This window comes from Sneathiella chungangensis (genome assembly GCF_009882935.1).
Lineage (GTDB): Bacteria > Pseudomonadota > Alphaproteobacteria > Sneathiellales > Sneathiellaceae > Sneathiella > Sneathiella chungangensis.
The window spans coordinates 1,027,714-1,050,286 of record NZ_WTVA01000015.1; the positions used below are offsets into that span (position 1 = coordinate 1,027,714).

The 22,573-nt window shown below is 59.6% G+C and carries 21 protein-coding genes; 12 read left to right on the forward strand and 9 right to left on the reverse strand.

The genetic code is table 11. From position 1 onward, the window contains the following. Positions 1-17 precede the first annotated feature (17 nt). Genes lysA through GQF03_RS17975 form a run of 3 tightly spaced genes read left to right on the forward strand, consistent with a single transcriptional unit; the run spans position 18 to position 4,837 of the window. Positions 18-1,283 (forward strand): diaminopimelate decarboxylase, encoded by a 1,266-nt coding sequence (lysA, locus tag GQF03_RS17965; RefSeq protein ID WP_161340678.1) that lies wholly within the window; start codon positions 18-20, stop codon positions 1,281-1,283. An 11-nt stretch (positions 1,284-1,294) separates the two neighbouring features. Then, complete coding sequence (locus GQF03_RS17970; protein ID WP_161340679.1) at positions 1,295-3,805, forward strand: TIGR02302 family protein; 2,511 nt, start codon at positions 1,295-1,297, stop codon at positions 3,803-3,805. Between the two features lie 33 nt (positions 3,806-3,838). Beyond that, a complete protein-coding gene (locus tag GQF03_RS17975; protein ID WP_161340680.1) occupies positions 3,839-4,837 on the forward strand; it encodes a glycosyl transferase family protein in 999 nt (332 codons plus the stop codon). Here GQF03_RS17975 and GQF03_RS17980 read toward each other — a convergent pair. Both GQF03_RS17980 and pdxR read right to left on the reverse strand, forming a co-directional pair. After that, complete coding sequence (locus tag GQF03_RS17980) at positions 4,834-6,573, reverse strand: extracellular solute-binding protein (protein WP_161340681.1); 1,740 nt, start codon at positions 6,571-6,573, stop codon at positions 4,834-4,836. The genes GQF03_RS17975 and GQF03_RS17980 overlap by 4 nt on opposite strands. Positions 6,574-6,630: 57 nt before the next feature. Then, positions 6,631-8,115 carry a MocR-like pyridoxine biosynthesis transcription factor PdxR gene (gene pdxR / locus GQF03_RS17985; RefSeq protein ID WP_161340682.1) on the reverse strand — a complete coding sequence of 495 codons (1,485 nt, stop codon included), beginning with the start codon at positions 8,113-8,115 and terminating at the stop codon, positions 6,631-6,633. Between the two features lie 173 nt (positions 8,116-8,288). On the opposite strand from pdxR, the gene msrA reads away from it, so the two are divergent. After that, positions 8,289-8,771, forward strand: coding sequence for a peptide-methionine (S)-S-oxide reductase MsrA (gene msrA, locus GQF03_RS17990; RefSeq protein ID WP_161340683.1), 483 nt, complete (start codon positions 8,289-8,291; stop codon positions 8,769-8,771). Between the two features lie 16 nt (positions 8,772-8,787). On the opposite strand, the gene GQF03_RS17995 is transcribed toward msrA, so the two are convergent. Next, a complete protein-coding gene (locus GQF03_RS17995) occupies positions 8,788-9,219 on the reverse strand; it encodes a hypothetical protein (protein WP_161340684.1) in 432 nt (143 codons plus the stop codon). 225 nt (positions 9,220-9,444) lie between these two features. Further along, positions 9,445-10,059, reverse strand: coding sequence for a polyhydroxyalkanoate synthesis repressor PhaR (phaR, locus tag GQF03_RS18000; protein ID WP_161340685.1), 615 nt, complete (start codon positions 10,057-10,059; stop codon positions 9,445-9,447). A gap of 247 nt (positions 10,060-10,306) precedes the next feature. Here phaR and GQF03_RS18005 point away from each other — a divergent pair, with 247 nt between their 5' ends. The 4 genes from GQF03_RS18005 (at position 10,307) to yddG (ending at position 14,624) form a co-directional block, all read left to right on the forward strand. Beyond that, the gene (locus GQF03_RS18005; RefSeq protein WP_161340686.1) at positions 10,307-11,575 is read left to right on the forward strand and encodes an alpha/beta fold hydrolase; all 1,269 of its coding nucleotides are present in this window, start codon (positions 10,307-10,309) and stop codon (positions 11,573-11,575) included. 122 nt (positions 11,576-11,697) lie between these two features. Next, entirely contained in the window at positions 11,698-12,867 is a 1,170-nt protein-coding gene (locus GQF03_RS18010) for an acetyl-CoA C-acetyltransferase (RefSeq protein ID WP_161340687.1), read from the forward strand. A 30-nt stretch (positions 12,868-12,897) separates the two neighbouring features. Beyond that, complete coding sequence (gene phbB, locus GQF03_RS18015) at positions 12,898-13,620, forward strand: acetoacetyl-CoA reductase (protein ID WP_161340688.1); 723 nt, start codon at positions 12,898-12,900, stop codon at positions 13,618-13,620. A 95-nt stretch (positions 13,621-13,715) separates the two neighbouring features. Continuing rightward, entirely contained in the window at positions 13,716-14,624 is a 909-nt protein-coding gene (gene yddG / locus GQF03_RS18020; RefSeq protein ID WP_161340689.1) for an aromatic amino acid exporter YddG, read from the forward strand. Here yddG and GQF03_RS18025 read toward each other — a convergent pair. After that, positions 14,621-15,058, reverse strand: coding sequence for a cupin domain-containing protein (locus GQF03_RS18025; RefSeq protein ID WP_161340690.1), 438 nt, complete (start codon positions 15,056-15,058; stop codon positions 14,621-14,623). The two genes, yddG and GQF03_RS18025, sit on opposite strands and share 4 nt — an antisense overlap. 3 nt (positions 15,059-15,061) lie before the next feature. Then, a complete protein-coding gene (gene gloB, locus GQF03_RS18030; protein WP_161340691.1) occupies positions 15,062-15,832 on the reverse strand; it encodes a hydroxyacylglutathione hydrolase in 771 nt (256 codons plus the stop codon). Positions 15,833-15,901: 69 nt separating this feature from the next. On the opposite strand from gloB, the gene GQF03_RS18035 reads away from it, so the two are divergent. After that, positions 15,902-16,666 carry a class I SAM-dependent methyltransferase gene (locus GQF03_RS18035; RefSeq protein WP_162858500.1) on the forward strand — a complete coding sequence of 255 codons (765 nt, stop codon included), beginning with the start codon at positions 15,902-15,904 and terminating at the stop codon, positions 16,664-16,666. Here GQF03_RS18035 and metW read toward each other — a convergent pair. Then, the gene (gene metW, locus GQF03_RS18040) at positions 16,663-17,301 is read right to left on the reverse strand and encodes a methionine biosynthesis protein MetW (protein WP_161340692.1); all 639 of its coding nucleotides are present in this window, start codon (positions 17,299-17,301) and stop codon (positions 16,663-16,665) included. The two genes, GQF03_RS18035 and metW, sit on opposite strands and share 4 nt — an antisense overlap. Then, positions 17,298-18,443: a homoserine O-acetyltransferase MetX gene (gene metX, locus GQF03_RS18045; protein ID WP_161340693.1), complete on the reverse strand. Its 1,146-nt coding sequence runs from the start codon at positions 18,441-18,443 to the stop codon at positions 17,298-17,300. The genes metW and metX overlap by 4 nt, the downstream gene beginning before the upstream one ends. 160 nt (positions 18,444-18,603) lie before the next feature. On the opposite strand from metX, the gene GQF03_RS18050 reads away from it, so the two are divergent. From GQF03_RS18050 to GQF03_RS18060, 3 genes are read left to right on the forward strand one after another with little or no spacing between them, the layout of a single operon-like run. Further along, on the forward strand, positions 18,604-19,461 hold the full coding sequence (locus GQF03_RS18050) for a chorismate mutase (protein WP_161340694.1): 858 nt from the start codon (positions 18,604-18,606) through the stop codon (positions 19,459-19,461). A 31-nt stretch (positions 19,462-19,492) separates the two neighbouring features. Beyond that, a complete protein-coding gene (hisC, locus tag GQF03_RS18055) occupies positions 19,493-20,581 on the forward strand; it encodes a histidinol-phosphate transaminase (RefSeq protein ID WP_161340695.1) in 1,089 nt (362 codons plus the stop codon). A 3-nt stretch (positions 20,582-20,584) separates the two neighbouring features. After that, a complete protein-coding gene (locus GQF03_RS18060; protein ID WP_161340696.1) occupies positions 20,585-21,526 on the forward strand; it encodes a prephenate/arogenate dehydrogenase family protein in 942 nt (313 codons plus the stop codon). A 5-nt stretch (positions 21,527-21,531) separates the two neighbouring features. On the opposite strand, the gene GQF03_RS18065 is transcribed toward GQF03_RS18060, so the two are convergent. Further along, positions 21,532-22,560 (reverse strand): DUF2125 domain-containing protein, encoded by a 1,029-nt coding sequence (locus GQF03_RS18065; protein WP_161340697.1) that lies wholly within the window; start codon positions 22,558-22,560, stop codon positions 21,532-21,534. Positions 22,561-22,573: the final 13 nt, after the last annotated feature.

The window sequence follows — 22,573 nt, forward strand, 5'->3', positions numbered from 1 at the left end:
GAAAAGATTACCAAGAAATGGATCATTTCACTTATAAGAATGGCGAGCTTTATGCCGAGGATGTTCCCCTCAGCGCCATTGCCGAGACAGTGGGCACACCCTTTTACTGCTATTCCACTGCAACGCTGGAACGCCATTACAAGGTGTTCTCCGGTGCGTTTGACGGGGCGAATGCACTTGTTTGCTACGCGCTGAAGGCCAATTCCAACCAGGCGGTGATCCGCACCCTCGCGAAATTGGGATCGGGCGCGGATGTGGTCTCCGAAGGGGAGCTGCGCCGCGCGATTGAGGCCGGAGTGCCGCCCGAGAAAATCGTCTTTTCCGGCGTCGGCAAGAAACCGGAGGAAATGCGCTATGCGCTGGAGGCCGGAATCCATCAGTTCAATGTGGAATCGGAGCCCGAAGTGCGCACCTTGAGCGAGGTGGCGAGCAGCATGGGCGTCATGGCGCCCATCACCTTCCGCGTCAATCCGGATGTGGATGCGAAAACTCATGCCAAAATCTCCACCGGCAAGGCGGAAAACAAGTTCGGCGTGCCCTGGCAGGATGTGTCCCGCATCTATGCCGAGACCGCCGCCCTGCCCGGCATTGCGATCAAGGGCGTGGATGTCCATATCGGGTCGCAGCTTACCGATCTTGAACCCTACAAGAATGCCTTCAACCGGGTGCGCGACCTTGTCCAGCAGCTTAGGGGCGAAGGGCATGACATTACCCGCGTCGATCTTGGCGGCGGGCTCGGTATTCCCTATGACAGCACAATTCCGCCCGCCCCGACGGCCTATGCCGCCGTCGCGCTGGAGGCCATTGGCAATCTCGGCTGCCAGATTATTTTTGAGCCCGGTCGCCTGATCGTTGGCAACGCGGGCGTGCTGGTGTCCGAGGTGATCTATGTGAAGCAGGCGACGCAGCGCAAGTTCATCATTCTGGATGCGGCGATGAACGACCTTATCCGTCCGGCCATGTATGACGGCTACCATCAGATCGATCCGATCCGGGAGGACCAGAAGCAAGGGAAATACTCTCCCGCCGATGTGGTGGGTCCGGTTTGCGAGACCGGCGATACCTTCGCGCGGGAACGGGACATGCCGGAGCTTGCGCGCGGCGATCTTGTCGCCTTTCGAAGCGCCGGGGCCTATGGCGCGGTGATGGCCTCCACCTATAATACCCGGCCGCTGGTGCCGGAGGTTCTGGTGAAGGGCGATCAATATGCGGTGATCAGGGCACGGCCGAGCTTGGAGGAATTGCTGAAGCTTGATATACTGCCTCAGTGGCTCGAGGGGTGAATCGAGGATGAATGCAGCGTCGCGACAACACAGGTGACAGGGGATATGGATTAACGTTTGAAATCCGTATCCTGCTTGCCGAAGCCAACCTTCTTCTCGAAGAAGTCTGGCGACGGGGAAGGCTGTTTTTCTGCATCATCGGTCTTTTTATCGGGCTGTCGCTGCTCGACTTCTGGTCATTCACCGCAAACTGGCTGCATATTGCCGCCCTCGCTCTATTCGCAATAGCCGGTCTTTACAGCCTGTTCACGGGACTGCGGCGTTTCAGATTGCCGAGCCGCAAGCGCGCCCTTCGCTATCTGGAGCGGCGGAATGAGCTCAGCCACCGGCCGCTTCAATCCCTCGGAGGGCATTCCGAGGCGGAAAAGCTGAACAATACCTCGGGCAGCCTGATGTGGCGGATTTATCAGAAATCATTGCGCCGCTATGTCAACGGGCTGAAGGTCGGCTTTCCGAACCTTGATATGGGATCCGAGGATGGCTACGGCCTCAGGGCTGTGATCATCCTGCTTCTGGTGGCCGCCGTCGTTATCGCCGGTCCGCGCAGTGGGGAGCGGCTTTATGCCGCCGTGACGCCGACAATCGGAACGCCGGAGGTGCCGGTCGACGTTACCGCCTGGGTCACGCCGCCCGCCTACACGGGCCGGGCCCCCATCCTGCTGAACAAGCTCGATAGTGAAGAGGCACCGGTCAAGACCTACATCGTTCCTGCGCAAAGCAGCTTTATCGCCCATGTTTTCGGCGGCGGACCGGAGGCGCCGTCCCTGATCTTGGAAGACCAGAGCGAGGAATTTACGGCAACCGATGCCCAGAATTTCCAGATTCAGTCCGCCTTCGATAATTCGACGACCGTCCGAATTGAAAAGGACGGAGAGGTCATCGCGCACTGGCGCCTGACGATCGTCGTCGACGAGCTGCCGGCGGTGGATCTGATCAGCGATCCCGAAGTGACCGACCGGGCGGCCTTCAAATTACAGTATCAGGCGACGGATGATTACGGCGTTATGCAGATTGGCGGCGAAATCTCGCGCGGGGAAGACGGGGAAAAAATCGAGCTCGGATTGCCGACGCCGGGGCGGGGGTCCAAACAGATCGTCAGCAAGAGTTATCATGACCTGACGGCCCATCCCTGGGCCGGGCTTCCGGTGACGCTCACGCTCTTTGCCGAAGATCAGATTGGCCAGAAAGGCTATTCGGAGCCGTTGTCCTTCGTCCTTCCCGAGCGCAAATTCACGCATCCTGTCGCCAAGGCGCTGATCGAGCAGCGAAAAAACCTTGTCACCGACCCGGAGGCGAACGCGGAAAATGTCGCCCTTGTGCTGGAAGCGATCGCGGGCCTGCCGAACAGTTTCAACAACGATGTGACCGTCATTCTCGCGCTTTCCACTGCGCGGGCTATTCTTGCCAACGGGGTGGGCCAGGAGTCCTTCGATGAGGTAATCGAGCTCCTGTGGGATACGGCGCTGCGCCTTGAAAATGGCGATCTGTCGCAGGCCGAGGCGGCCCTTCGCGCCGCTCAGGAGGCGCTTATGGAGGCGCTCAACAACAACGCCAGCGACGAGGAAATCAAACGCCTTGTCGAGGAGCTGCGCGCGGCGATGGATAATTTCCTCCAGGCCCTGGCGCAGCAGCAGCGGCCGATGGATGATCCGGCGGCGGGCGATCCCAACAGCCAGGATCAGTTCATTAATTCGCAGGACCTGCAGAAAATGCTCGACCGGATCGACCAGTTTGCGCGCGGCGGCGCCCGGGACGCGGCGCGGCAGCTGTTGAGCGAGCTTCAGGATATCATGGAGAACCTGAAGAATGCCGAGGCGATGCCGCCTTCCGCCTCCCAGCAGGCCGGGCAACAGATGCTGAACGAGCTCGGCAAGCTGATGCAGAAGCAGCGGGAGCTTCTTGACCAGACGTTCCGTCAGTCGCAGGGCCGACAGCCGCAACAGGGCGATCGGCGGGGGCAGCAGCCCGGCCAGCAACCGCAAAATGGCCAGCAACAGGGCCAGCAGGGCCAGCAGGGCCAGTCCGGACAGCGGGGCAATCTGCAGGACCTTGCCCAAGTTCAGGAGGCGATCCGGCAAATGCTCGGTGATCTGATGGGGCGGATCGGGGAAAATGGCGAAATCCCGGAGTCGCTGGGACAGGCGGAGCGTTCGATGAATGACGCCCGGGGCGCGCTTGAGCAGGGGCAGGGGCAGTCGGCCATGGAATCGGAAAGCAACGCCCTTGAAAGCCTGCGTCAGGGAACGGAATCCCTGGCCCAGCAGATGATGCAGAACGGCGAAGGCCAGGGCCAGCAGCAGGCCGGCCCCGGGCAGCCGGGACAGGGCCGCGACCCCCTCGGCCGGTCCATGGAGCAGGATGGCAATGAGGGCAGCATCTCCGACGGCGCCATGTTGCGCGGGGAGTCCGAAGGCTTCAGCAAGAGCCGCGACATCCGCAATGAATTACAGCGGCGTCTGTCCGATCCGGCGCGCCCGCTGCTGGAGCGTGATTATCTCAGGCGCCTTCTCGATATTTTCTGAAGTCTCCCGCATATTCCTGTTAAAGTTCCGCACATGACAAGTGATCATCCCTTTGCGCAATATGTCCGCATTCTCGGCAAGGGCCCGAAAATGTGGCGTGACATGACGTTCGACGAGGCCCGCGCCGCCATGAATATGGTGCTGGCGGGGGAGGTCGAACCGCTGCAACTCGGCGCCTTTCTGCTGCTGTTGCGGCGCAAGGGAGAAACGGGAGAGGAACTCGCCGGGATGGTTGCGGCGGCGCGCGATCACTTCCTCGAGACGGATGTCCGTGCCCCCGTTGATTTCGACTGGCCGTCCTATGCCGACCGGCACCGGCAGCAGCCCTGGTTCATTCTCTCCGCCATTCTGCTCGCCGATCAGGGGTACAGGATCCTCATGCATGGCATCGCGGGATATACAGAGGGTTATGCGCCGACGCGTCCTGCGCTCGATATTTTCGGGATCCGTCAGGCAACCTCCCTTTCCGAGGCGGCCACGGCGTTGCAAGCAGAAAATCTCGTCTATCTCGGGCTCGAGCATTTCTGCCCGTCGGTGCAGGCGCTGTTTGAATTGCGTCCGCTCCTTGACGTGCGCACCGCGGTCAATACCTTCGGCCGCGACCTCAATCCCTTCGCCGCTCCCCATCAATTGCAGGGCGTGTTCCATCCGCCCTACAAGGCACTGCATCTGGAGACACTGAAAGCGCTGAAGCAGCCGAACAGCCTGATTTTCAAGGGCGGCGGCGGCGAAGTGCAGCGCAATCCCATGAAGCCGGTGCTGGTCGATGCGCTTGTGGGCGGGGAGCATCAGGTCCAGGAATGGCCGGAGATGACCGGTGAAAGCGTCTATAAATGGCGCGAAGAGGATCTTTCTCCCGCGGAACTTCTTCGCATGTGGCAGGGAAAGCTCATTCTTCCGGTGCCCGAACTTGCGATCATCGGGACCCTTGCCTTCGCGCTCAAACTCGCGGAGCCGGACCTTGATTATAAAGCCGCGGAAGGCCGGGCCCGCGACATCTGGGAAAGCCGGGACAAGGGGCGGTTCGGCTAGGGCTGTTTCGCTTCTTCATACCACCAGACATCCGGCTCGGTTCCCCAATATGACGGGATTTGGGGCAGCCTGATCTCCGGCCAATGGGCGAGCCACTGCCGATCGGTATAGTAAAGCGGAATAACGTAATGCCCGGCGAGCAGGACGCGATCAAGTGCCCGCACGGAAGTGACCAGCGTCTCGCGCGTTCGCGCGGTGGCGATCCTTTCGATCAGCATATCCACGGAGGCGAGGCTTATTCCCGGATAATTCCGCGTTCCCGGCGTTGCGGCGGCGTCACGGCTCCAGTAGAAGGCCTGCTCGTTTCCGGGCGACAGGGATTGGCCCCAGCTGTTGATGATCATGTCGAAATCATAGCCGGTAAGGCGGTTCTGGTAGCTGGCGGTATCGACCTGGCGGATCGTGCTCTTGATTCCGAGGATTTCGAGATTGCGCTGAAACGGCGAAATCAGCTTGATATAATCGGCGTTATTGATCAGGAACTCGATCTCGAAGGGTTGGCCCGTTTCCCCCTGCTTCAGCACGCCGTTTTCTATTCGATAGCCGGCCTCCATCAGCAGTTTTTGCGCGTCGCGAAGGTTGTCCCGGGCGCGGCCCGACCCGTCGGTTTCGGGAAGGCGGAATGCGGCGCCGAAAACCGCATCGGGGAGCTCATCGGCGAAGGGGGAGAGCAGCAGCCGTTCCGCATCATTTATGACGCCCCTGGCAGCCAGCGGCGAATTCTCGAAATAACTCTGCGTGCGTTTATACAGGCCATGGAGGATATTGGCATTGACCCATTCGAAATCATAGGCGTAGGTCAGGGCCATGCGGACGCGGAGATCGCCGAATTTGGCGCGTCGGGTGTTGAAGACAATCCCCAGCATGGGCGCGGGCAGGCCGATCCTCGGCATTGATTTGCGATAGCCCGACGCGCTTTCATACGCGCTGCTCCATTTCGCGGCGCTGGATTCGAAGCGGGCGTCGATGTTATGCGCCTTGAACGCCTCGAGCGCGACATCATCGTCGCGGAAGTAGTCATAGATGACCCGCTCGAAATTATAGCGGCCCTTGTTTTGCGGCAGGTGCCAGCCCCAGAAATGCTCGTTCCGGCGATAGACAATGCGGCGTCCGGGCTCGACCTTTTCAATGAGATAGGGCCCCGATCCGGCAAACGGCGTGAGCGAGCTTTCGTTGAAATCGACCGTTTCGAAGGCGGATTTCGGCAGCACGCTCATCAGGCCCAGGATCAGCGGCATCTCGAACCGGCCCTCCTCTTCGAAGGTGAAGCGGATCGAGAGGGGGGAGAGAATGTCGGCGCTTGTCACCTTGCGGTAATAGCTCTGGACGTTGGGGCGGCCCTCGTCGCGGAATGTCTGATAGGAGAAAAGCACGTCCTCCGCGGTAATCGGATCGCCGGTCGAGAACCGCGCCTTCGGATCGATATTAAAGATGATCCAGCTTCGATCGGGTGCCACCTCTATCGACCGGGCGATGTTGGCATAGAGCGTAAAGGGCTCGTCCCGGGATCGTTCCAGCAAGGATTGATACACATCGCCGAGACCGCGCGGGCTGATCCCTTTGAGCAGGAAGGGGTTCAGGCTGTCAAAGCTGCCGATGGCGCCAAGACGCAATTGCCCGCCCACCGGCGCCTGCGGATTTACATAGTCGAAATGCTGAAATCCCGGCGCATATTTCGGCGCCCCATGCATGGCGATGGCATGGCGCTTTTCCGCCGAAACTGCCGGCTTCGCCATGGGGCCGGTCAAGACAAGCAAGAGCAAAAGGAATGTGATAAAAGACGGCATAAAAAGCTATTTCGCCCGCGCGCGGATGATGGCGGCGAGCTTGTCGACGAGGTGTGGCATTTCTTCTTCCCGTGTTCCGGCGAAACCGAGGATCAGGCCGGTCTGGTCGGTCGGCAGGTTGTAGAAACCGGACAGTGCTCGCACCAGCATGCCGCTCTCCGCAGCGGCGCGCTCGATCTCCGTATCGCGGATATGCGGCGGAAGAAAGGCGACGAGATGCATGCCCGACTCCTGCCCCGTCACCGTGACGATATCGCCGAGCTTGTCCTCGAGCAATGTCACTAGGCGCTTCTGCCGCTGTTCATACAGCAGTCGTGTCCGACGGACATGGGCGGCGAGATAGCCTTCATTGATGAAATCGGCGAGCGCCGCCTCGGGCACCGCCGGGGAATGGTTGTCGATGATCCGGCGGAGCGAGAGAAAGACGTCGACCAGATCCTCCGGCACCACCATATAGCCGACCCGGAGGCCGGAAAACATCACCTTGCTCATGGTGCCGACATAGAGAACCCGGTTGTCGTCATCGAGCCCCTGCAAGGAGGAGAGGGGCCGGCCCGCGTACCGATATTCGCTGTCGTAATCATCCTCCAGGATGAAGCGACCCTCCTCCTTCGCCCATTTCAGGAGATCGAGACGCCGCGCGAGCGACATCGTCTGGCCAAGCGGGTATTGATGCGACGGCGAAATGCAGGCGAGGCGGGCGTCGGGCGCAATCTCGCGCGCCAGTGCAAGCGAAAATCCCTCCTCGTCAACCGGGATGGAGACGGGCGTCGCGCCGGCGGCGAGGATGGAATCGCGAATTCCGGGATAGCCCGGTTCCTCCATCCAGATCGCATCGCCCGGTTCGGCGAAGGCGCGCACGACGAGATGGATCGCCTGCTGCGATCCCGAAAGGATGATCACCTGATCGGCATGGCAGCGCACGGCGCGCGTCTGTCCGAGATGGGAGGCGACGGCTTCGCGCAGCGCTTTCGTGCCGCCAATGGGGTTGTCGACCAGATATTCGCGGGCCGGCCGCCGCCAGTGCCGGGCGAGAAGGCGGGCCCAGTCATCGAAAGGAAAAACCTCGAGCGCCGGAAGCCCTGGCGAAAAGGGCAGGCCCCGGTTTGCCGGGCGTAAAACTTTCCCCTTGAAGGGCGCGGCCATCTTGGAAAGATAGATATCCCGCTCTCGCAGGTCCGGATGTGCACCGTCGGTTTTCCGCTGGAGAAGATCATCGGGCAGCTGGTCGGAGACGAAGGAGCCGGCGCCGATGCGGCTGACGAGATAACCTTCCGCCGTCAGCTGGTCATAGGCGCTCAGCACCGTATTGCGCGAGATGTTCAGATCAGCGGCAAGTGACCGGCTGGAGGGCAGGCGGGTGTCCGGCTTCAGGCGGCCGTCCAGGATCGCCTGCCGCAACGCCAGAAATAGCTGCTGATGCAGGGCGACCTTGCCGTCGCTGTCGAGGGTAAGCGTCTGCAGTTGCGCATTCTTGAGCCGCCGGGACATGGGCACACCAAATTGGTTCAGAATAAACGCAAATTCTAGGTTCTTTTCAGACCAATACCAAGATTTATTTGCCTGCGGTAACATTGCGGTCAAGTTTTCTTGCGCGATGTTGTATTCTTCAAAAAAAGCGCAAGATAAGGATCTACGGATATCTTGAGTGCGAGGAGAGGAAAATGACGGGTACAACGGAAATCGCCTATTTCGCTGCGGGATGCTTTTGGGGGGTCGAGGCTGCCTTTCGCCAGGTCCGGGGCGTGAGAGAGACGGTCGTCGGCTATCAGGGGGGCGTCACCGCCAACCCGACCTATGAGGATGTCTGCACGGGCCGCACCCAGCATGCCGAGGTTGTAAAGGTCGTCTATGATCCGGCGGTCGTGAGCTACGAGGATCTACTCAATGTCTTTTGGCAAAGCCATGACCCGACGACGCTCAATCGTCAGGGACCGGATATCGGCACGCAATACCGGAGTGCGATCTTCTATGCGGACGAGACGCAGAAACGGATTGCCGAGGACTCGAAACAGGCGCAAGGGACGCGAGGCCTTTTCCGCCGACCGGTCGTCACCGAAATCTCACCGGCCCTCGATTTCTATCCGGCGGAGGATTATCACCAGCAATATCTGGAAAAACGCGGCCTCGCCACCTGTCATATCTAGATGGGAGGGCCGCCGGTCAGGCGATGCGTTCCGCGCGGCCGGCAAATCCGATCACTGTCGCGGTAAGCCCGAGGCTGTTGTCATAGGCGGCGGCGGCCTGGTGGTGCGCGCGAGCCGGATCGTGAGGGAGGTCGACCTCGTCCTGCTGGCTCAACTGCTGGGCCAGAAATTGCGCGGAATAGGGGGTGTGAAGTCGATCCGCACCTTCGCGCGGCGAGACAAACGTCTGCTGGATATCCCGAAGATCGACCGGAACGATCGCCGTTTTTCTGGCGATGGCGGTCTGTGCTTGGGCATGCTGGCGTTTTGCGGAAAGCCCCTGCTCCGCGTCGATGCGAACGGGATCCTGCCGTGACGCCGCATTTTTCCGGCCAACTATATAAGCGCCGCTATCCTCCCGCTTCGGCGGCAGGGAAATGATGCTGGATATGGGCCGTGTGGCGTCCATCGATATCCGATCCCGGATCAAACATTTATCGGAGGCAAAGGCGGTCGTTCTGAAGCCTTTTGACAATGACGGGTATGACGGCTTCTCCGTCTATCCCGGGCAATCCCGTCAAAACTTTGTCAGAAAATCGACAAAAAATCCTTAACGGAAGATTTAGCTTTCCCCTTAATTTACCTCAAAATTGCGCGGAATACAACTTTCCGCCGAGACCCGCCCCGCGCCGACCTATTTTTTCTTGCTCATTTCGTCGATGCGTTTCTGCATGGATTGCAGCTGATCTTTCAGTTCCTGCATCATTTCCGCGGTGTGATCGGGCGCGTCCTTCGTCGATGCGGCCGCCTGTTCCTTGTCCGGTTCACTCTCTCCAGCGCCGAACAGGGTCGGCGGGGCGAACATCCGGACGGCCTGGCTGAACATTTCCATATTCTTGCGGCCCATCTCCTCGAACTGCTTGAACATGGGGTTGGCGATCAGGTTGTCCGGCAGGATCTCGCGCATCTTGTCCTGGTTGTCGGAGAAAGAGCGCATGGACATTTCGAGATAATCCGGCACAACCGTCTGCAGCCTGTCGCCGTAAAAGCTGATCAGCTGACGCAGGAAGTTGATGGGGAGAAGATTCTGTCCCTTGGCTTCTTCTTCGAAGATAATCTGGGTCAGGACCGACCGGGTGATATCTTCATTCGTCTTGGCGTCGAACACGACAAACTCGGTGCCTTCCTTGACCATGCGGCTCAGGTGATCGAGCGTGACGTAAGAGGACGTGGCCGTGTTGTACAGTCTACGGTTCGCGTATTTTTTTATGACAATGGGCTTTTTGTCATCTGACGTTTTTTCAACCACAGTGTCTCCTAACTTGTGTTGGAAGAGGTGTAGGGACGCATTTTCGCCTGTAATTGTTGCGCTGCGCAAGTTTATTGTGCAATGCCGTTGGTAAAAATGCGGTTTATTGTCGAAATTATTCGCGGTGATTTATGGCAACCGGGATATCTGGTATATATATAGACTATTATGATATGCAGCCGGACCGGCCGGATGATGCGACCGGTTTGCGCTGTATCAACCGATCCGCCGGAACCCTGATTTACCAATGACGAGAGATGCCCCGCAAATGACGCCCGCCCCGCCGCGCCTCGGCCCGCGACCGCTGGCGCTGCATCTCGGTCTGGCGACGACATCCGTGGCGACCTCACTGGCGACGCTTCCCCTGCGGCAGCAGGGTGTCGCCGATCTGCCGTTGCCGCTGCCGGATCCTCTGGAGACCTCGGCGCGGCAAATGGCGGAGGAGGGGCGCGCGGATATATTGCAGGCGCTCGCCGATCAGGGCAGCGACATGGTCCGCGACATGATCGACGGGATTCGCCGGTACCACAACCATCCGTACCGGCGGCAATCCCGCGACCGGCCGGTTATCTGGCAGTCCGGCACCACCACTTTGCTGGATGGCGCGCCAGATGCGCCGGGCTCTGCGCCGATCGTTTTCCTGGTTCCCTCGCTCGTCAACCGGGCCTATGTGCTTGATCTGATGCCGGGCCGCAGCCTGCTGGATTATCTCGCGGCCCGCGGCTTCCGGCCGCTGCTTCTCGATTGGAACGCACCGGGGGAGGAGGAGCGGAATTTCGACATGTCGGACTATGTCCGGGCGCGCATTCTGCCGGCGGTCGATTTCGTCGCCGAGAATATGGCGGACGCGCCGCTACATCTCGCCGGTTATTGCATGGGCGGGACGCTTGCCGCCGCCGTTGCGCAGCGGCGGCAGACGAAGATCAGAAGTTTCATCGCCATTGCCTCGCCCTGGGATTTCCATGCCGATTTCGGCGGAGAGGCAAAAACCCTGCTCAGCCAGCGGCAGATGTGGGATAATATCATCACCGGCTTCGGCGAGCTTCCGGTCGATCTCCTGCAGACATTCTTTACAAGCCTCGATCCGAACCTCGGGCTTCGCAAATTCAGCAAGTTTGCACAGATGGACATGGACTCGGACCGTGCCCTGGAATTTGTCGCGATCGAGGATTGGCTGAACGACGGCTATCCCCTCGTCAAGGGCGTTGCGAAGGAAGTTTTTGACAAATGGTACGGCCGCAACGAGCCGAATTTAATGCGCTGGGAGGTTGACGGACAGATTGTCCGGCCTCAGGATATACGGGTTCCGTCGCTTGTCGCCGTTCCGAAATCCGATAAAATCGTTCCGCGCCCCTCCGCCCTTGCGCTCTCGAACGCGTTGCCCGAGGCAACGGTCATTACTCCCCCTTCGGGGCATGTCGGCATGATGGCCGGCCGCCAGGCGGAAACGGGATTGTGGCGACAGCTCGGTGACTGGATCGCCTCAGGCGGGAAATTTGCGGACAAACCGAAATAAAGGGTTGCGGTTGAAGAAAACTAACGTTATTTCGTATGAAGAAGTCAAATCGACGTAAAATTTCTCATGCGATGTAATTTTTGAATTTTAATTACTCTTTTGAGAAACAGGAGAAAGAAAAAATGGACGTAGTCATTACCGGTGCCGCGCGCACACCTGTCGGGTCTTTCAACGGTGCGTTGTCGCCGCTGTCGGCGCATAAGCTTGGCGAAATCGCCATCAAGGAGGCGTTGGCGCGTTCACAGACCGAAGCGTCCGAAGTCTCCGAAGTCATCCTCGGCCAGATCCTGAGCGCCGGTCAGGGCCAGAACCCGGCGCGTCAGGCGTCGGTCAACGCGGGCGTGCCCTATGAAGTGCCTGCCTGGGGCGTGAACCAGCTTTGCGGATCCGGCCTTCGCGCCGTTGCGCTGGGCTATCAGGCGATCCTCAACGGGGATTCGCAGATCGTCGTCGCGGGCGGTCAGGAAAGCATGAGCCAGGCGCCACACTGCGCCCATCTGCGCAATGGCCAGAAAATGGGCCCCCTCGAATTTACCGATACCATGCTGAAGGACGGCCTGATCGATGCCTTCCACGGCTATCATATGGGCAACACGGCGGAAAATGTCGCCGCCAAATGGCAGATCACCCGCGAGGTTCAGGATCAGTTTGCCGCCGAATCGCAGCGCAAGGCATCGGAAGCCCAGGCCTCGGGCCGCTTCAAGGATGAGATTGTGCCGGTTACGATTTCCACGCGCAAGGGCGACGTGGTTGTCGATCAGGACGAATATATCCGCGGCGGCACCACCTTCGAAAAGCTGAGCGCCCTGCGCCCGGCGTTCGCCAAGGACGGATCGGTCACGGCGGGCAACGCCTCGGGCATCAATGACGGCGCGGCGGCGGTTGTCCTGATGACGGCGGCGGCGGCCGAAGCCAAGGGACTGAAACCGCTCGCGCGGATCGTGTCCTGGGCGCAGAGCGGTGTCGATCCCGCCATCATGGGCACCGGACCGATTCCGGCAAGCCGGGCGGCGCTCGCCAAGGCCGGCTGGACGGTGGATGATCTCGACCTTGTCGAGGCGAACGAAGCATTTGCCGCGCAGGCCTGCGCGGTGAACAAGGACCTTGGATGGGATACCAGCAAGGTCAATGTGAACGGCGGCGCCATTGCCATTGGCCATCCGATTGGTGCATCGGGTGCCCGCGTGCTGGTCACGTTGCTGCATGAAATGCAGAAGCGCGACGCGCATAAGGGATTGGCGACGCTCTGTATCGGTGGCGGTATGGGTATCGCCATGTGTGTCGAAAGATAGATTTTTCCATAGACCAAAAGGGGGCAGACAATGTCGAGAGTAGCAATCGTAACGGGCGGGACCCGTGGGATTGGAGAAGCCATTTCCGTAATGCTGCACGAGAAGGGCTACAAAGTGGCGGCGAACTACGGCGGGAACGACGAACGGGCGAAAGAGTTTTCGGCCCGGACGGGCATTCGCGCCTATAAATGGGACGTCTCCGATTTTGATGCCTGTGTTGAAGGTGTGGCAAAGGTGAAGGCGGATCTCGGTCCGATTGAAATTCTTGTCAATAATGCCGGGATCACCCGGGACGGGACGCTGCACCGGATGAGCCATGAAAACTGGCAGAAGGTGATCGATACCAATCTCGGTTCCTGCTTCAACATGTGCCGGGTAACGATCGAGGATATGCGCGCCGCCAAGTTCGGCCGTGTGATCAATATCGGCTCGATCAACGGGCAGGCCGGACAGTATGGCCAGGTCAATTATGCCGCTGCGAAATCGGGCATTCATGGCTTTACCAAGGCCATGGCGCAGGAGGGCGCGGCGCAGGGCATCACGGTGAATGCGATCGCGCCGGGCTATATCGATACGGATATGGTGGCGGCGGTGCCGGAGAATGTGCTGGCGAAAATCGTTGCCGGGATTCCAGTCGGGCGGCTTGGCAAGGCGTCCGAGATTGCCCGCGGGGTCTGCTTCCTTGCCGCCGACGATGCCGGATTCATTACCGGCTCGACGCTCTCGATCAACGGCGGCCAGCATATGTACTGACGCGCCGCTCTTTACGGCTCCAATCGGGAATGGCATGATGCCGGGCGACCGGCGCATGCCATTTTCATTTTGACCCTATTCATTCCGGAAACTTCATGACCGACCAGACCAAGGGACGAATGATTGCGAGTCTGTGTGGCCTCGGGGCGATCCTGCTGTGGGCGCTACTCGCGTTGTTTACCGCCGGGACAGCGCAGATTCCGCCGTTCCAGCTGACGGCGATGACATTCTTTATTGCCTTTTGCGGCGTGTCGCTGAAATGGCTTTTCTATCGCCAGAATGTCCGGCCGTTCTTCCGCATCCCGGCGGGGCTCTGGGCGCTCGGCGTTGCCGGGCTGTTCGGCTACCATTTCTTTTATTTTCTTGCCCTCAAGAATGCGCCCGCGGCGGAGGCGAGCCTGATCGCCTATCTCTGGCCGCTGCTGATCGTCCTTTTCTCGACCCTCCTGCCGGGGGAGCGATTCTACTGGTTTCATTTCGCGGGCGGTTTCCTGAGCCTTGCCGGCGCCGGCCTCCTGATCAGCAAGGGAACGGCGTTCGACTTCCAGCCGGAATTTGCCACGGGATATCTTGCCGCCATCTGCTGCGCCTTTATCTGGTCCGGCTATTCCGTCCTGAGCCGCCGATATGCCGGCGTTTCGTCCGACGTCATCGGGCTCTTTTGCGGAATTACGGCCTGTCTGGCCCTTCTCTGCCATCTTCTGTTTGAGGTGACCCTCTGGCCTGAAAATGTCCTGCAATGGCTGGCGGTTGTCGGGCTCGGCATCGGGCCGGTCGGTGCGGCCTTCTTCCTTTGGGACCGCGGAATGAAGCATGGCGATATCCAGACGCTCGGCGTGCTGTCCTATCTCTCGCCATTGCTATCTACCCTGATCCTGCTTGCCATGGGTGTCGCGAGCTTTTCCTATTCGCTCCTCTTCGGCTGTCTTCTGATAACAGGCGGCGCAATCGTCGGATCGCTCAAGATACTGCAGGGGGTCTTCACCGCGAAAGGACGCGCCTAGGCGCCGCCCGGCGACCAGTCCCTTGGCGCCATCTCGAAGCCGGTAAATTCAAAGCCCGGCGCAACGGTACAGCCGACCAGAGTCCAGTCCCCGGTTGAATGGGCGGATTGCCAGGATCCCCGGTGAATGATGATCTGCGGGCGTTCGCCGGCAAGGATATCCGGTCCCAGCATCCATTCCTCCCCCGGCGCATCTTCCGCCGCGATAGATAGGACAAGCGGCGCGCCCGCGTAGTAATGCCAGATTTCCACCGCGTCGACCTTGTGCCAGTGGGAGCGTTCCCCCCTTTCGAGAAGATAGTAAATCGCGGTGGACATGGCGCGGTCCTGACCGGGAAGCGTCAGATTATCACGGAAGGTTTCGACGAAATGGCCGCCTTCGGGATGCGGCTTCATGTCGAGGTTCCGGATGATATCGGCGGCGGTGAGGGTCATCGTCTAGAAACTATCCTTGCGGCGGCGGGTTTCGGCAAACACCTCGACTGGGTCGGCGCCGCTTAAGTGCAGTTCCGACGCCAGAACCGGATCGTCGGCGCGCATAAAGGGGTTCGTTGCCTTCTCTTCGCCGAGGGTGGAGGGGACAGTCGGTTGCTTGTTCCTGCGCATCTCGACAATCCTGGCGAAGCGCTTTTTCAGCGCATCGTTCTTCGGATCGACCGAGACGGCAAAGCGGCCATTTGCCTCCGTATATTCATGGGCGCAGTAAACGCGCGTGCTGTCGGGAAGATTGCGGAACTTGCCGATGCTTTTCCACATCTGGGCGGGGGTGCCCTCGAACAGCCGTCCGCAGCCGAGCGCGAAAAGCGTATCGCCGCAGAATAGCGCCTCCGATTCCGCGAACCAGTAGGCGATATGCCCGACCGTATGGCCCGGCACCTCGAAGACTTTTGCGGTTGCCCCGCCAAATTCGAAAATATCCCCGTCCTCGATTTTGATATCGATCCCGGGAATGCGCGCCGCGTCGTTTTTCGCCCCGACGATCGTGCAACCGGTTTTTTCCTTCAGCTCCAGATTGGCGCCGGTGTGGTCCGGATGATGATGGGTGTTGATGATATGGGTCAATGTCCAGCCAAGTTCCTTCAGCTTGTCGAGGACAGGGCCGGCGACGGCAGGATCGACAACGCCCACCTGGCCACTGTCGGGGTCCCGGAAAAGATAGACATAGTTGTCGCTCAGAACGGGTATCTGATGAATTTCAAGCTTGCTCATGGGTCTTTCTTTCGCGTTTCCGCTTTTTTGTTACGTTTCCATTTCTATATAGTATGGCAGTATACCACCATGATCAGACCCGATGTTATCGATTTGCGGAATTTTTACCACAGCTCTCTCGGGCAGGTGGTGCGGCGGACGATTGGCCGCAAGATCCGGCTGATGTGGCCCGACCTTAAAAATTTTCGCGTGCTTGGTATCGGCTACGCCACGCCCTACCTCAATGTATTCCGCGCAGAGGCCGAACGGGTGATTTCCTTCATGCCCCTTGAGCAGGGGGTTATTCAATGGCCGCGCGAAGGCGGCAGCCTGGTCAGCCTCGTCGATGAGCGGACATTGCCGCTTCCCGATTCATCGATCGACAGAATCATCTGGGTGCATGGCCTTGAGAACACGACGGATGTCGATCCGATTCTTCAGGAACTCTGGCGCGTACTCACCTCGACCGGAAAATTGATGGTCGTGGTGCCGGGTCGGCGCGGTCTCTGGGCGCGCACTGAAAACACGCCTTTCGGCTATGGCCATCCCTATAGTGACAAGCAGCTCAACCGTCTGCTCAGGGATAACAGCTTTACGCCCGGGGATCGGCAGGGCGCGCTCTATCTGCCGCCCAGCAACTGGCGGATCAATCTCCGCCTTGCCAAGGCGTGGGAGAATATCGGCGAAAAATGGTGGAGCCATTTCAGCGGTGTCCGCATCATGGAGGCGGAAAAACAGGTCTATGCGCTGACGGCGCAGCCTGAACGGAAAGTGCGCAAGCGCCCGGTGATCCTGCCCGCCGCGCGCCCGGTGATCGCGAGCCGGGAAGCCCGTTGCACCCGCGATGACGCTTAATCTTTCTTCGACAGCATGAAAATACAGTCAGAGCCGAAAAAATTGGCGAAGGCGCCATAGGTCGAGCGGGTCATCACCTTGCCCGAAGCCTTGACGATCACCGACTGTTCGATCTTGACGTCCATTTCCTCGCAAAGCGCCGTGAAGTCCGTGAGCGTACAGAAATGGATGTTCGGCGTCTCGTACCAGGGAATATCCAGCGAATTCGTCATCGGCATGCGGCCCTGGAAGGCCAGATAGGTGCGGCAGCGCCAATAGGCGAAATTCGGAAAAGAAACGATTGCCCGCCGGCCGATGCGCAGGAGTTGCTCCAGTACTACATGCGGCTGATGCGTTGTCTGCAGCGTCTTGCTCAGGATCGCATAATCGAAGCTGTCATCGGGATAATAGACAAGATCCGTATCGGCGTTCCCCTGGACCACCGATAATCCGTTGGCAACACAGATATTGACGCCATGTTGGCTCAGCTCCAGCCCGCGCCCTTCGACATTTTTTGTCTCTGCGAGATGCGCAAGCAACTGCCCGTCGTCACAACCGACATCGAGAACGCGGCTTCCCGGCTCGATCATATCCGCAATAAGCTGCCAATCGACACGGATATCCCGCTTGGGCACAAATTTGATGGGATCGTTCATGCGATCAGGCCCCGGCTCTTCGCGCTTGACTGCAAAAATCCGTCGATGGTCTTGAACATCTCCGGGGTATCCAGCAGGAAGGCGTCATGACCCTTGTCGGTTTCCACCTCGACAAAGCTCACATTCGCCGCCGCGGCGATCAGCGCATGCACAATCTCCTTGTTCTCCGAGGTCGGGAACAGCCAGTCGCTGGTAAAGGAGACAATGCAGAATCGGGTCTTTGTCCCCTCGAACGCGCTGGCAAGAGAGCCGCCATGATCCTCTACCAGATCGAAATAATCCATGGCCCGGGTGATATAAAGATAGGAGTTGGCATCGAAGCGATCGACGAAATTGATCCCCTGGTAGCGCAGATAACTCTCGACCTGAAAGTCCGCATCGAACCCGTAGGTAAGGTTGTCGCGGTCCTGAAGGTTGCGGCCGAACTTGCGGTGCAGCGCCGCCTCCGAAAGATAGGTCACATGCGCGGCCATGCGCGCGACCGCAAGGCCCGCGGTCGGCCGTTTGTCGCTCGCGTAATAGTCGCCGCCCTGCCAGTTGGGATCGGCCATGACGGCCTGCCGCCCGACCTCATGAAAGGCGATATTCTGCGCGCTGTGACGGGCGGCGCAGGCAATCGGAATGGCGCTGAAGACCCGCTCAGGATAGGCGCTGGCCCATTGCAGGGTCTGCATCCCGCCCATGGACCCGCCGATGACGCTGAACCAGCTCTTTATCCCGAGATGATCCTGCAACATCGCCTGCGCCCGCACCATGTCTCCGATCGTGATAATCGGGAAATTGAGGCCATAGGGCTTAGATGTCTTGGGATCGATATCGCCGGGGCCGGTGGTGCCCATACAGCCACCCAGCACATTGCTGCAAACAATAAAATATCTATCGGTATCGAGAACCTTGCCCGGTCCGATCATCATCTCCCACCAGCCGTTCTTGCCGGTCACCGGCTGCCGGCTCGCCGCGAACTGATCACCGGTCAGCGCGTGACAGATCAGAATCGCGTTCGATTTGTCGGCGTTCAACGTGCCATAGGTGCAGTAGGCCATGCTGATGGCGTCCAGCGTCACACCGCAGTCGAGCTTGAGCGGCGTCTCCCTTCCGAGGATAACGGTCTGATTATCCGAATGTGGAGGACTAATGGACACGTTTACTTCTCTTTTCGCGCAATTGGATTAGAAAAATCTTTGTTTTGGATGACTTTGCTGTTAGCTAGTGCGGCGGGGCGAGGTCTGTCAATATATTCTTTGCCAAACAGCGGGCTTTGTGGTCCAATTTTGACAAAACGGTTCGTTCATTCAGGTAACTATGGTGACAATAACAAATTCAAAACTGGACGCGCTGCGGGCTGAAATTGACCGGCTGGACGCGGAACTATTATCGGTGCTTGAAAAGCGCGTTGCGATCGTCGGGGACATTGCGGCGGCGAAGAAGGACGATGGCAATCCGCTGGCCTTCCGGCCCGGCAGGGAAGCCACCATATTGCGCAAAATCCTCAGCGCGCATTCCAGCAAGCTTCCCGACACGGTGGTTGCCGCCATATGGCGTGAACTGATCTCGGCCGTCGGCTGGATGCAGCGGCCCTATTCGGTTTCCATAACCGCGCCCGATAAATCCGTAGGCTACTGGGATTTGGCGCGGTTTCATTTTGGCTCCGCGACGCCGATGAAGCTGCACCAGCTACCGACGGTCGTTCTGCGCGAAGTCTATGAGAACCCGGCGACGCTCGGGGTGCTGCCCTGGCTCACGCGAGAGCGCGATACCTGGTGGACGCATCTCGCGCAGGGCGGGGAGAATGTGCCGAGAATCCTGGCGGCGCTGCCGTTCCTCGATAACCCGTCCGGTGAATTCGAGGATCTGAACTCACTGGTGATCGGCCGCGCGGAACCGGAGCCCTCGGGCGACGACGTTACCCTGATGGTGCTGGCGACCCGCGAGGAAGTGAGCCGCGCCCGCCTCAATGAAAACCTGATCAAGGCCGGCCTTAAAGGCTATTGCGCGGATTCCCGCCTGCCCGATGGCGGTGAGGGGGACTGGCTCCATCTCATCGAGATGCCGGAATTCGTCGCCAAGACGGACCCGCGCCTTGTCGATCTTGGCAAGATCAGCGGTGACGGCTTTATCAAGGCCGTGATCCTCGGGGCCTATGCCGTTCCCATAAAGTAGCCTGATAGATATCCCAGTTGAAAGCAGACCCATGACGACACCGGTCCCCCAACCAGGTATTATGAATATATCGCCCTATGTCGGCGGCAAGTCGAAGGCGGGCGAACAGCAGACGGTTGCGAAACTCTCCTCCAATGAGTCGCCGCTCGGGCCGAGCCCCAAGGCCATCGCCGCGATCGAAGCCGCCGCCGCCAGCGCACACCGCTACCCCGATGGCGGCTCGCTGCTGTTGACCGGCGCAATCGCCGAAATTCATAAACTCGACCCGGCCCGCATCGTCTGCGGCAATGGCTCCGACGAACTTATTTCCCTGCTCAACATGGCCTATGCCGGACCGGGGGACGAGGTTCTTTTCACCGAGCACGGGTTCCTGATGTATGCGATTTCCGCATCCGCGGCCGGGGCAACTCCGGTCAGGGCGGCGGAAGTCGACCGCACCGCCGATGTCGATAATCTGCTTGCGGCGGTGACGGAAAATACGAAAATTGTCTTCCTTGCCAATCCGAACAACCCGACGGGAACCTATCTGCCGGATTCGGAAGTCAGGCGGCTGCGCGCGGGCCTTCGCGAGGATATCCTGCTCGTGCTCGACGCGGCCTATGCCGAATATGTCACCAATGATGACTACCGCCCGGGCGCCGAGCTTGTGGATGCGCATGATAACGTCGTCATGACGCGCACCTTTTCGAAAATCTATGGCCTGGCCGCGTTGCGTCTCGGATGGGCCTATTGTCCGCCGGCGATCATCGACGTGCTCAACCGGGTGCGCGGCCCCTTCAATGTCAACGCGCTGGCGCAGGCGGGTGGTGTCGAGGCGGTCCGCGACCAGGCGCATATCGAGAAGGCGCGCGTGCATAACGATAAATGGCTGCCGATCCTGACGCAAAGTTTCCGGGGAATGGGCCTTGGTGTGACGGCGAGTGTCGGCAATTTCCTGTTGCTCGATTTTGACGGCAGCGGGAAGACGGCGGCGGAGGCGGAAAACTTTCTGACGGAAAAGGGCCTGCTGCTCCGGGCCGTGGCGGGCTATGGGCTTCCCACCTGCCTGCGCATGACGATCGGGCGGGATGACGAGAACCACGCAGTGATAGAGGCGTTGAGGGAATTCCTCGGCAAATAGATTATGACGGAAGTGACATTCAAACGGCTGGCGCTGATCGGCATCGGCCTTATCGGATCTTCAATCGCACGCGCCGCGCGCCAGCACGGGCTTGCGGAGGAGATTGTTTGCGCGGCCCGCACCGCCGACAGTCGCCGGGTTGCGAAAGAGCTCAAAATTGTCGATGCCGCTTATGACGATCCGGTTGAGGCGGTCCGGGGCGCGGATCTGGTTATTTTCTGCACGCCGGTCGGCACCTACAGCAAACTTGCGGAGCAGATTGCCCCGGCGCTGGAACAAGGCGCGATTGTCACTGATGTCGGATCGGTGAAGGCGGCCGTGGTCAAGGCGATCGGCCCGCATATGCCGGACTATGTTGACTTCATTCCCGGGCATCCGGTTGCGGGAACGGAAAAATCCGGCCCGGCCGCAGGCTTCGCGGAGCTTTTTATCAATCGCTGGTGCATCCTGACGCCGACAGACACGGCGCGGGACGAGGCCGTTGAAAAGCTTTCGGCCTTCTGGAGCGCCATGGGCAGCAAAGTCGAGACCATGGACGCGGAGCATCACGATCTCGTCCTCGCCATCACCTCGCATATCCCGCATCTGATCGCCTATAATATCGTCGGTACGGCGGATGATCTGGAGGATGTGACCCAGTCGGAAGTGATCAAATATTCCGCCGGCGGTTTCCGGGATTTTACCCGTATCGCCGCCTCCGATCCGACCATGTGGCGGGATGTGTTCCTGCATAACAAGGAGGCGGTGCTGGAAATGCTGGGCCGCTTCACCGAGGATCTTGCGCAGCTGCAGCGGGCGATCCGCTGGGATGACGGCGACACTCTCTTCAAGATATTCTCGCGCACCCGGGCGATCCGCCGACAGATCATTGACGCCGGTCAGGAAACGCCGGAGCCGGATTTCGGCCGCGTTCATTCGGCGGATGAATCACCGAAGAAACCCTGAAGTCGTTATTTGCTGCCGATAACCGAGCCAAGCCGCATCAGATAGACGGGGCCGAGATAGACCCCGCCATCCTGCGCCGAAAGGGGCAGGCCGATATATTTTGTGCCGTCCTTGTCTTCTTTCGCCAGCAACTCCAGCCCGAAACCGATCGTGCGGGCGGCATCGGCATTGATCTGCCGCGTGCTGGTAAGGGCTTTGAGGATATCCTTGTATCCGGAAATGCGGGTATCGAGCTCGCCCAACGGGCGCATCCGGTCATCCAGGGTGAGGGCCCCCTCGCCTTTGAGGGCGACACGGCCCCAGGCGATATTCAACGCTTCGATACCGACAAAACCGCCCTTTTCGCGCCATTCGGCCAGGGTATCGGCGGCGGGAAGCTTGCGGATCGTGCCATAGAGGACAGAGGAGAGGGAGAAATCCGCAATCTCTTTGCCGAGCGGGAAATCATCCATGCCCTCCATTATCATGTTGTTTGCCCGGACGGCGATCTGTTGCCCGTCCGCCTCATCCGACCCTTGCGCGGGTTTCGGTCGGCCGTGAAGCTGCAGGCGTTCGGCCATGACCGGGGGCCGCCAGGACGGCAGGACCGTAAGCTCCTTTACATCGATAGCGACAGTCTCCATGCGGCCGCGTGTGTTGAACGTCGCACTGCCAAGCGCGGAGGCGGCGGTGAAATCGACGCGCCTTTCCTCTCCGCGTTCTTGCCATTCGGCCCGGCCGGCGCCGTCGATCCCGAAAATCACGTGATTGATTTGCCAGGGTTGCACGACGGCCCAGAACAGCGGAATGTTGACTTGCGGCGTCTGGAGATGCGCGGGATTGGCGATGGAAAGGGTCTCCGCCGTCACCTTGACCCGATAGGGAAATCCCGAGGCGACAAGCGGTTTGTGGCTGATGACATAGCCTTCGGCGACCCTCTGATCCCGCCAGTTCTCGGCCAGTTCAACCATCCGGTCGGCAACATGGTGCCACCAGTAGCTATAGCCGCCACCAATGGCGACAAGGGCCAGAATTCCGCTGTATAGAATACGCATTACCCGTCCGGTG

What these genes read in the sequence shown, in the direction of transcription:
- pdxR (WP_161340682.1), bottom strand. Translation starts at nt 8,115, where the DNA reads ATGTCCCGGCGGCTCAAGAATGCGCAACTGCAGACGCTTACCCTCGAC.
- GQF03_RS18010 (WP_161340687.1), top strand. Translation starts at nt 11,698, where the DNA reads ATGGACGTAGTCATTACCGGTGCCGCGCGCACACCTGTCGGGTCTTTC.
- msrA (WP_161340683.1), top strand. Translation starts at nt 8,289, where the DNA reads ATGACGGGTACAACGGAAATCGCCTATTTCGCTGCGGGATGCTTTTGG.
- yddG (WP_161340689.1), top strand. Translation starts at nt 13,716, where the DNA reads ATGACCGACCAGACCAAGGGACGAATGATTGCGAGTCTGTGTGGCCTC.
- GQF03_RS18060 (WP_161340696.1), top strand. Translation starts at nt 20,585, where the DNA reads ATGACGGAAGTGACATTCAAACGGCTGGCGCTGATCGGCATCGGCCTT.
- GQF03_RS18025 (WP_161340690.1), bottom strand. Translation starts at nt 15,058, where the DNA reads ATGACCCTCACCGCCGCCGATATCATCCGGAACCTCGACATGAAGCCG.
- GQF03_RS18050 (WP_161340694.1), top strand. Translation starts at nt 18,604, where the DNA reads ATGGTGACAATAACAAATTCAAAACTGGACGCGCTGCGGGCTGAAATT.
- GQF03_RS17995 (WP_161340684.1), bottom strand. Translation starts at nt 9,219, where the DNA reads ATGGACGCCACACGGCCCATATCCAGCATCATTTCCCTGCCGCCGAAG.
- GQF03_RS18065 (WP_161340697.1), bottom strand. Translation starts at nt 22,560, where the DNA reads ATGCGTATTCTATACAGCGGAATTCTGGCCCTTGTCGCCATTGGTGGC.
- lysA (WP_161340678.1), top strand. Translation starts at nt 18, where the DNA reads ATGGATCATTTCACTTATAAGAATGGCGAGCTTTATGCCGAGGATGTT.
- GQF03_RS17970 (WP_161340679.1), top strand. Translation starts at nt 1,295, where the DNA reads ATGCAGCGTCGCGACAACACAGGTGACAGGGGATATGGATTAACGTTT.
- hisC (WP_161340695.1), top strand. Translation starts at nt 19,493, where the DNA reads ATGACGACACCGGTCCCCCAACCAGGTATTATGAATATATCGCCCTAT.
- GQF03_RS18035 (WP_162858500.1), top strand. Translation starts at nt 15,902, where the DNA reads ATGATCAGACCCGATGTTATCGATTTGCGGAATTTTTACCACAGCTCT.
- GQF03_RS17975 (WP_161340680.1), top strand. Translation starts at nt 3,839, where the DNA reads ATGACAAGTGATCATCCCTTTGCGCAATATGTCCGCATTCTCGGCAAG.
- GQF03_RS18005 (WP_161340686.1), top strand. Translation starts at nt 10,307, where the DNA reads ATGACGAGAGATGCCCCGCAAATGACGCCCGCCCCGCCGCGCCTCGGC.
- GQF03_RS17980 (WP_161340681.1), bottom strand. Translation starts at nt 6,573, where the DNA reads ATGGCGAAGCCGGCAGTTTCGGCGGAAAAGCGCCATGCCATCGCCATG.
- gloB (WP_161340691.1), bottom strand. Translation starts at nt 15,832, where the DNA reads ATGAGCAAGCTTGAAATTCATCAGATACCCGTTCTGAGCGACAACTAT.
- phbB (WP_161340688.1), top strand. Translation starts at nt 12,898, where the DNA reads ATGTCGAGAGTAGCAATCGTAACGGGCGGGACCCGTGGGATTGGAGAA.
- metW (WP_161340692.1), bottom strand. Translation starts at nt 17,301, where the DNA reads ATGAACGATCCCATCAAATTTGTGCCCAAGCGGGATATCCGTGTCGAT.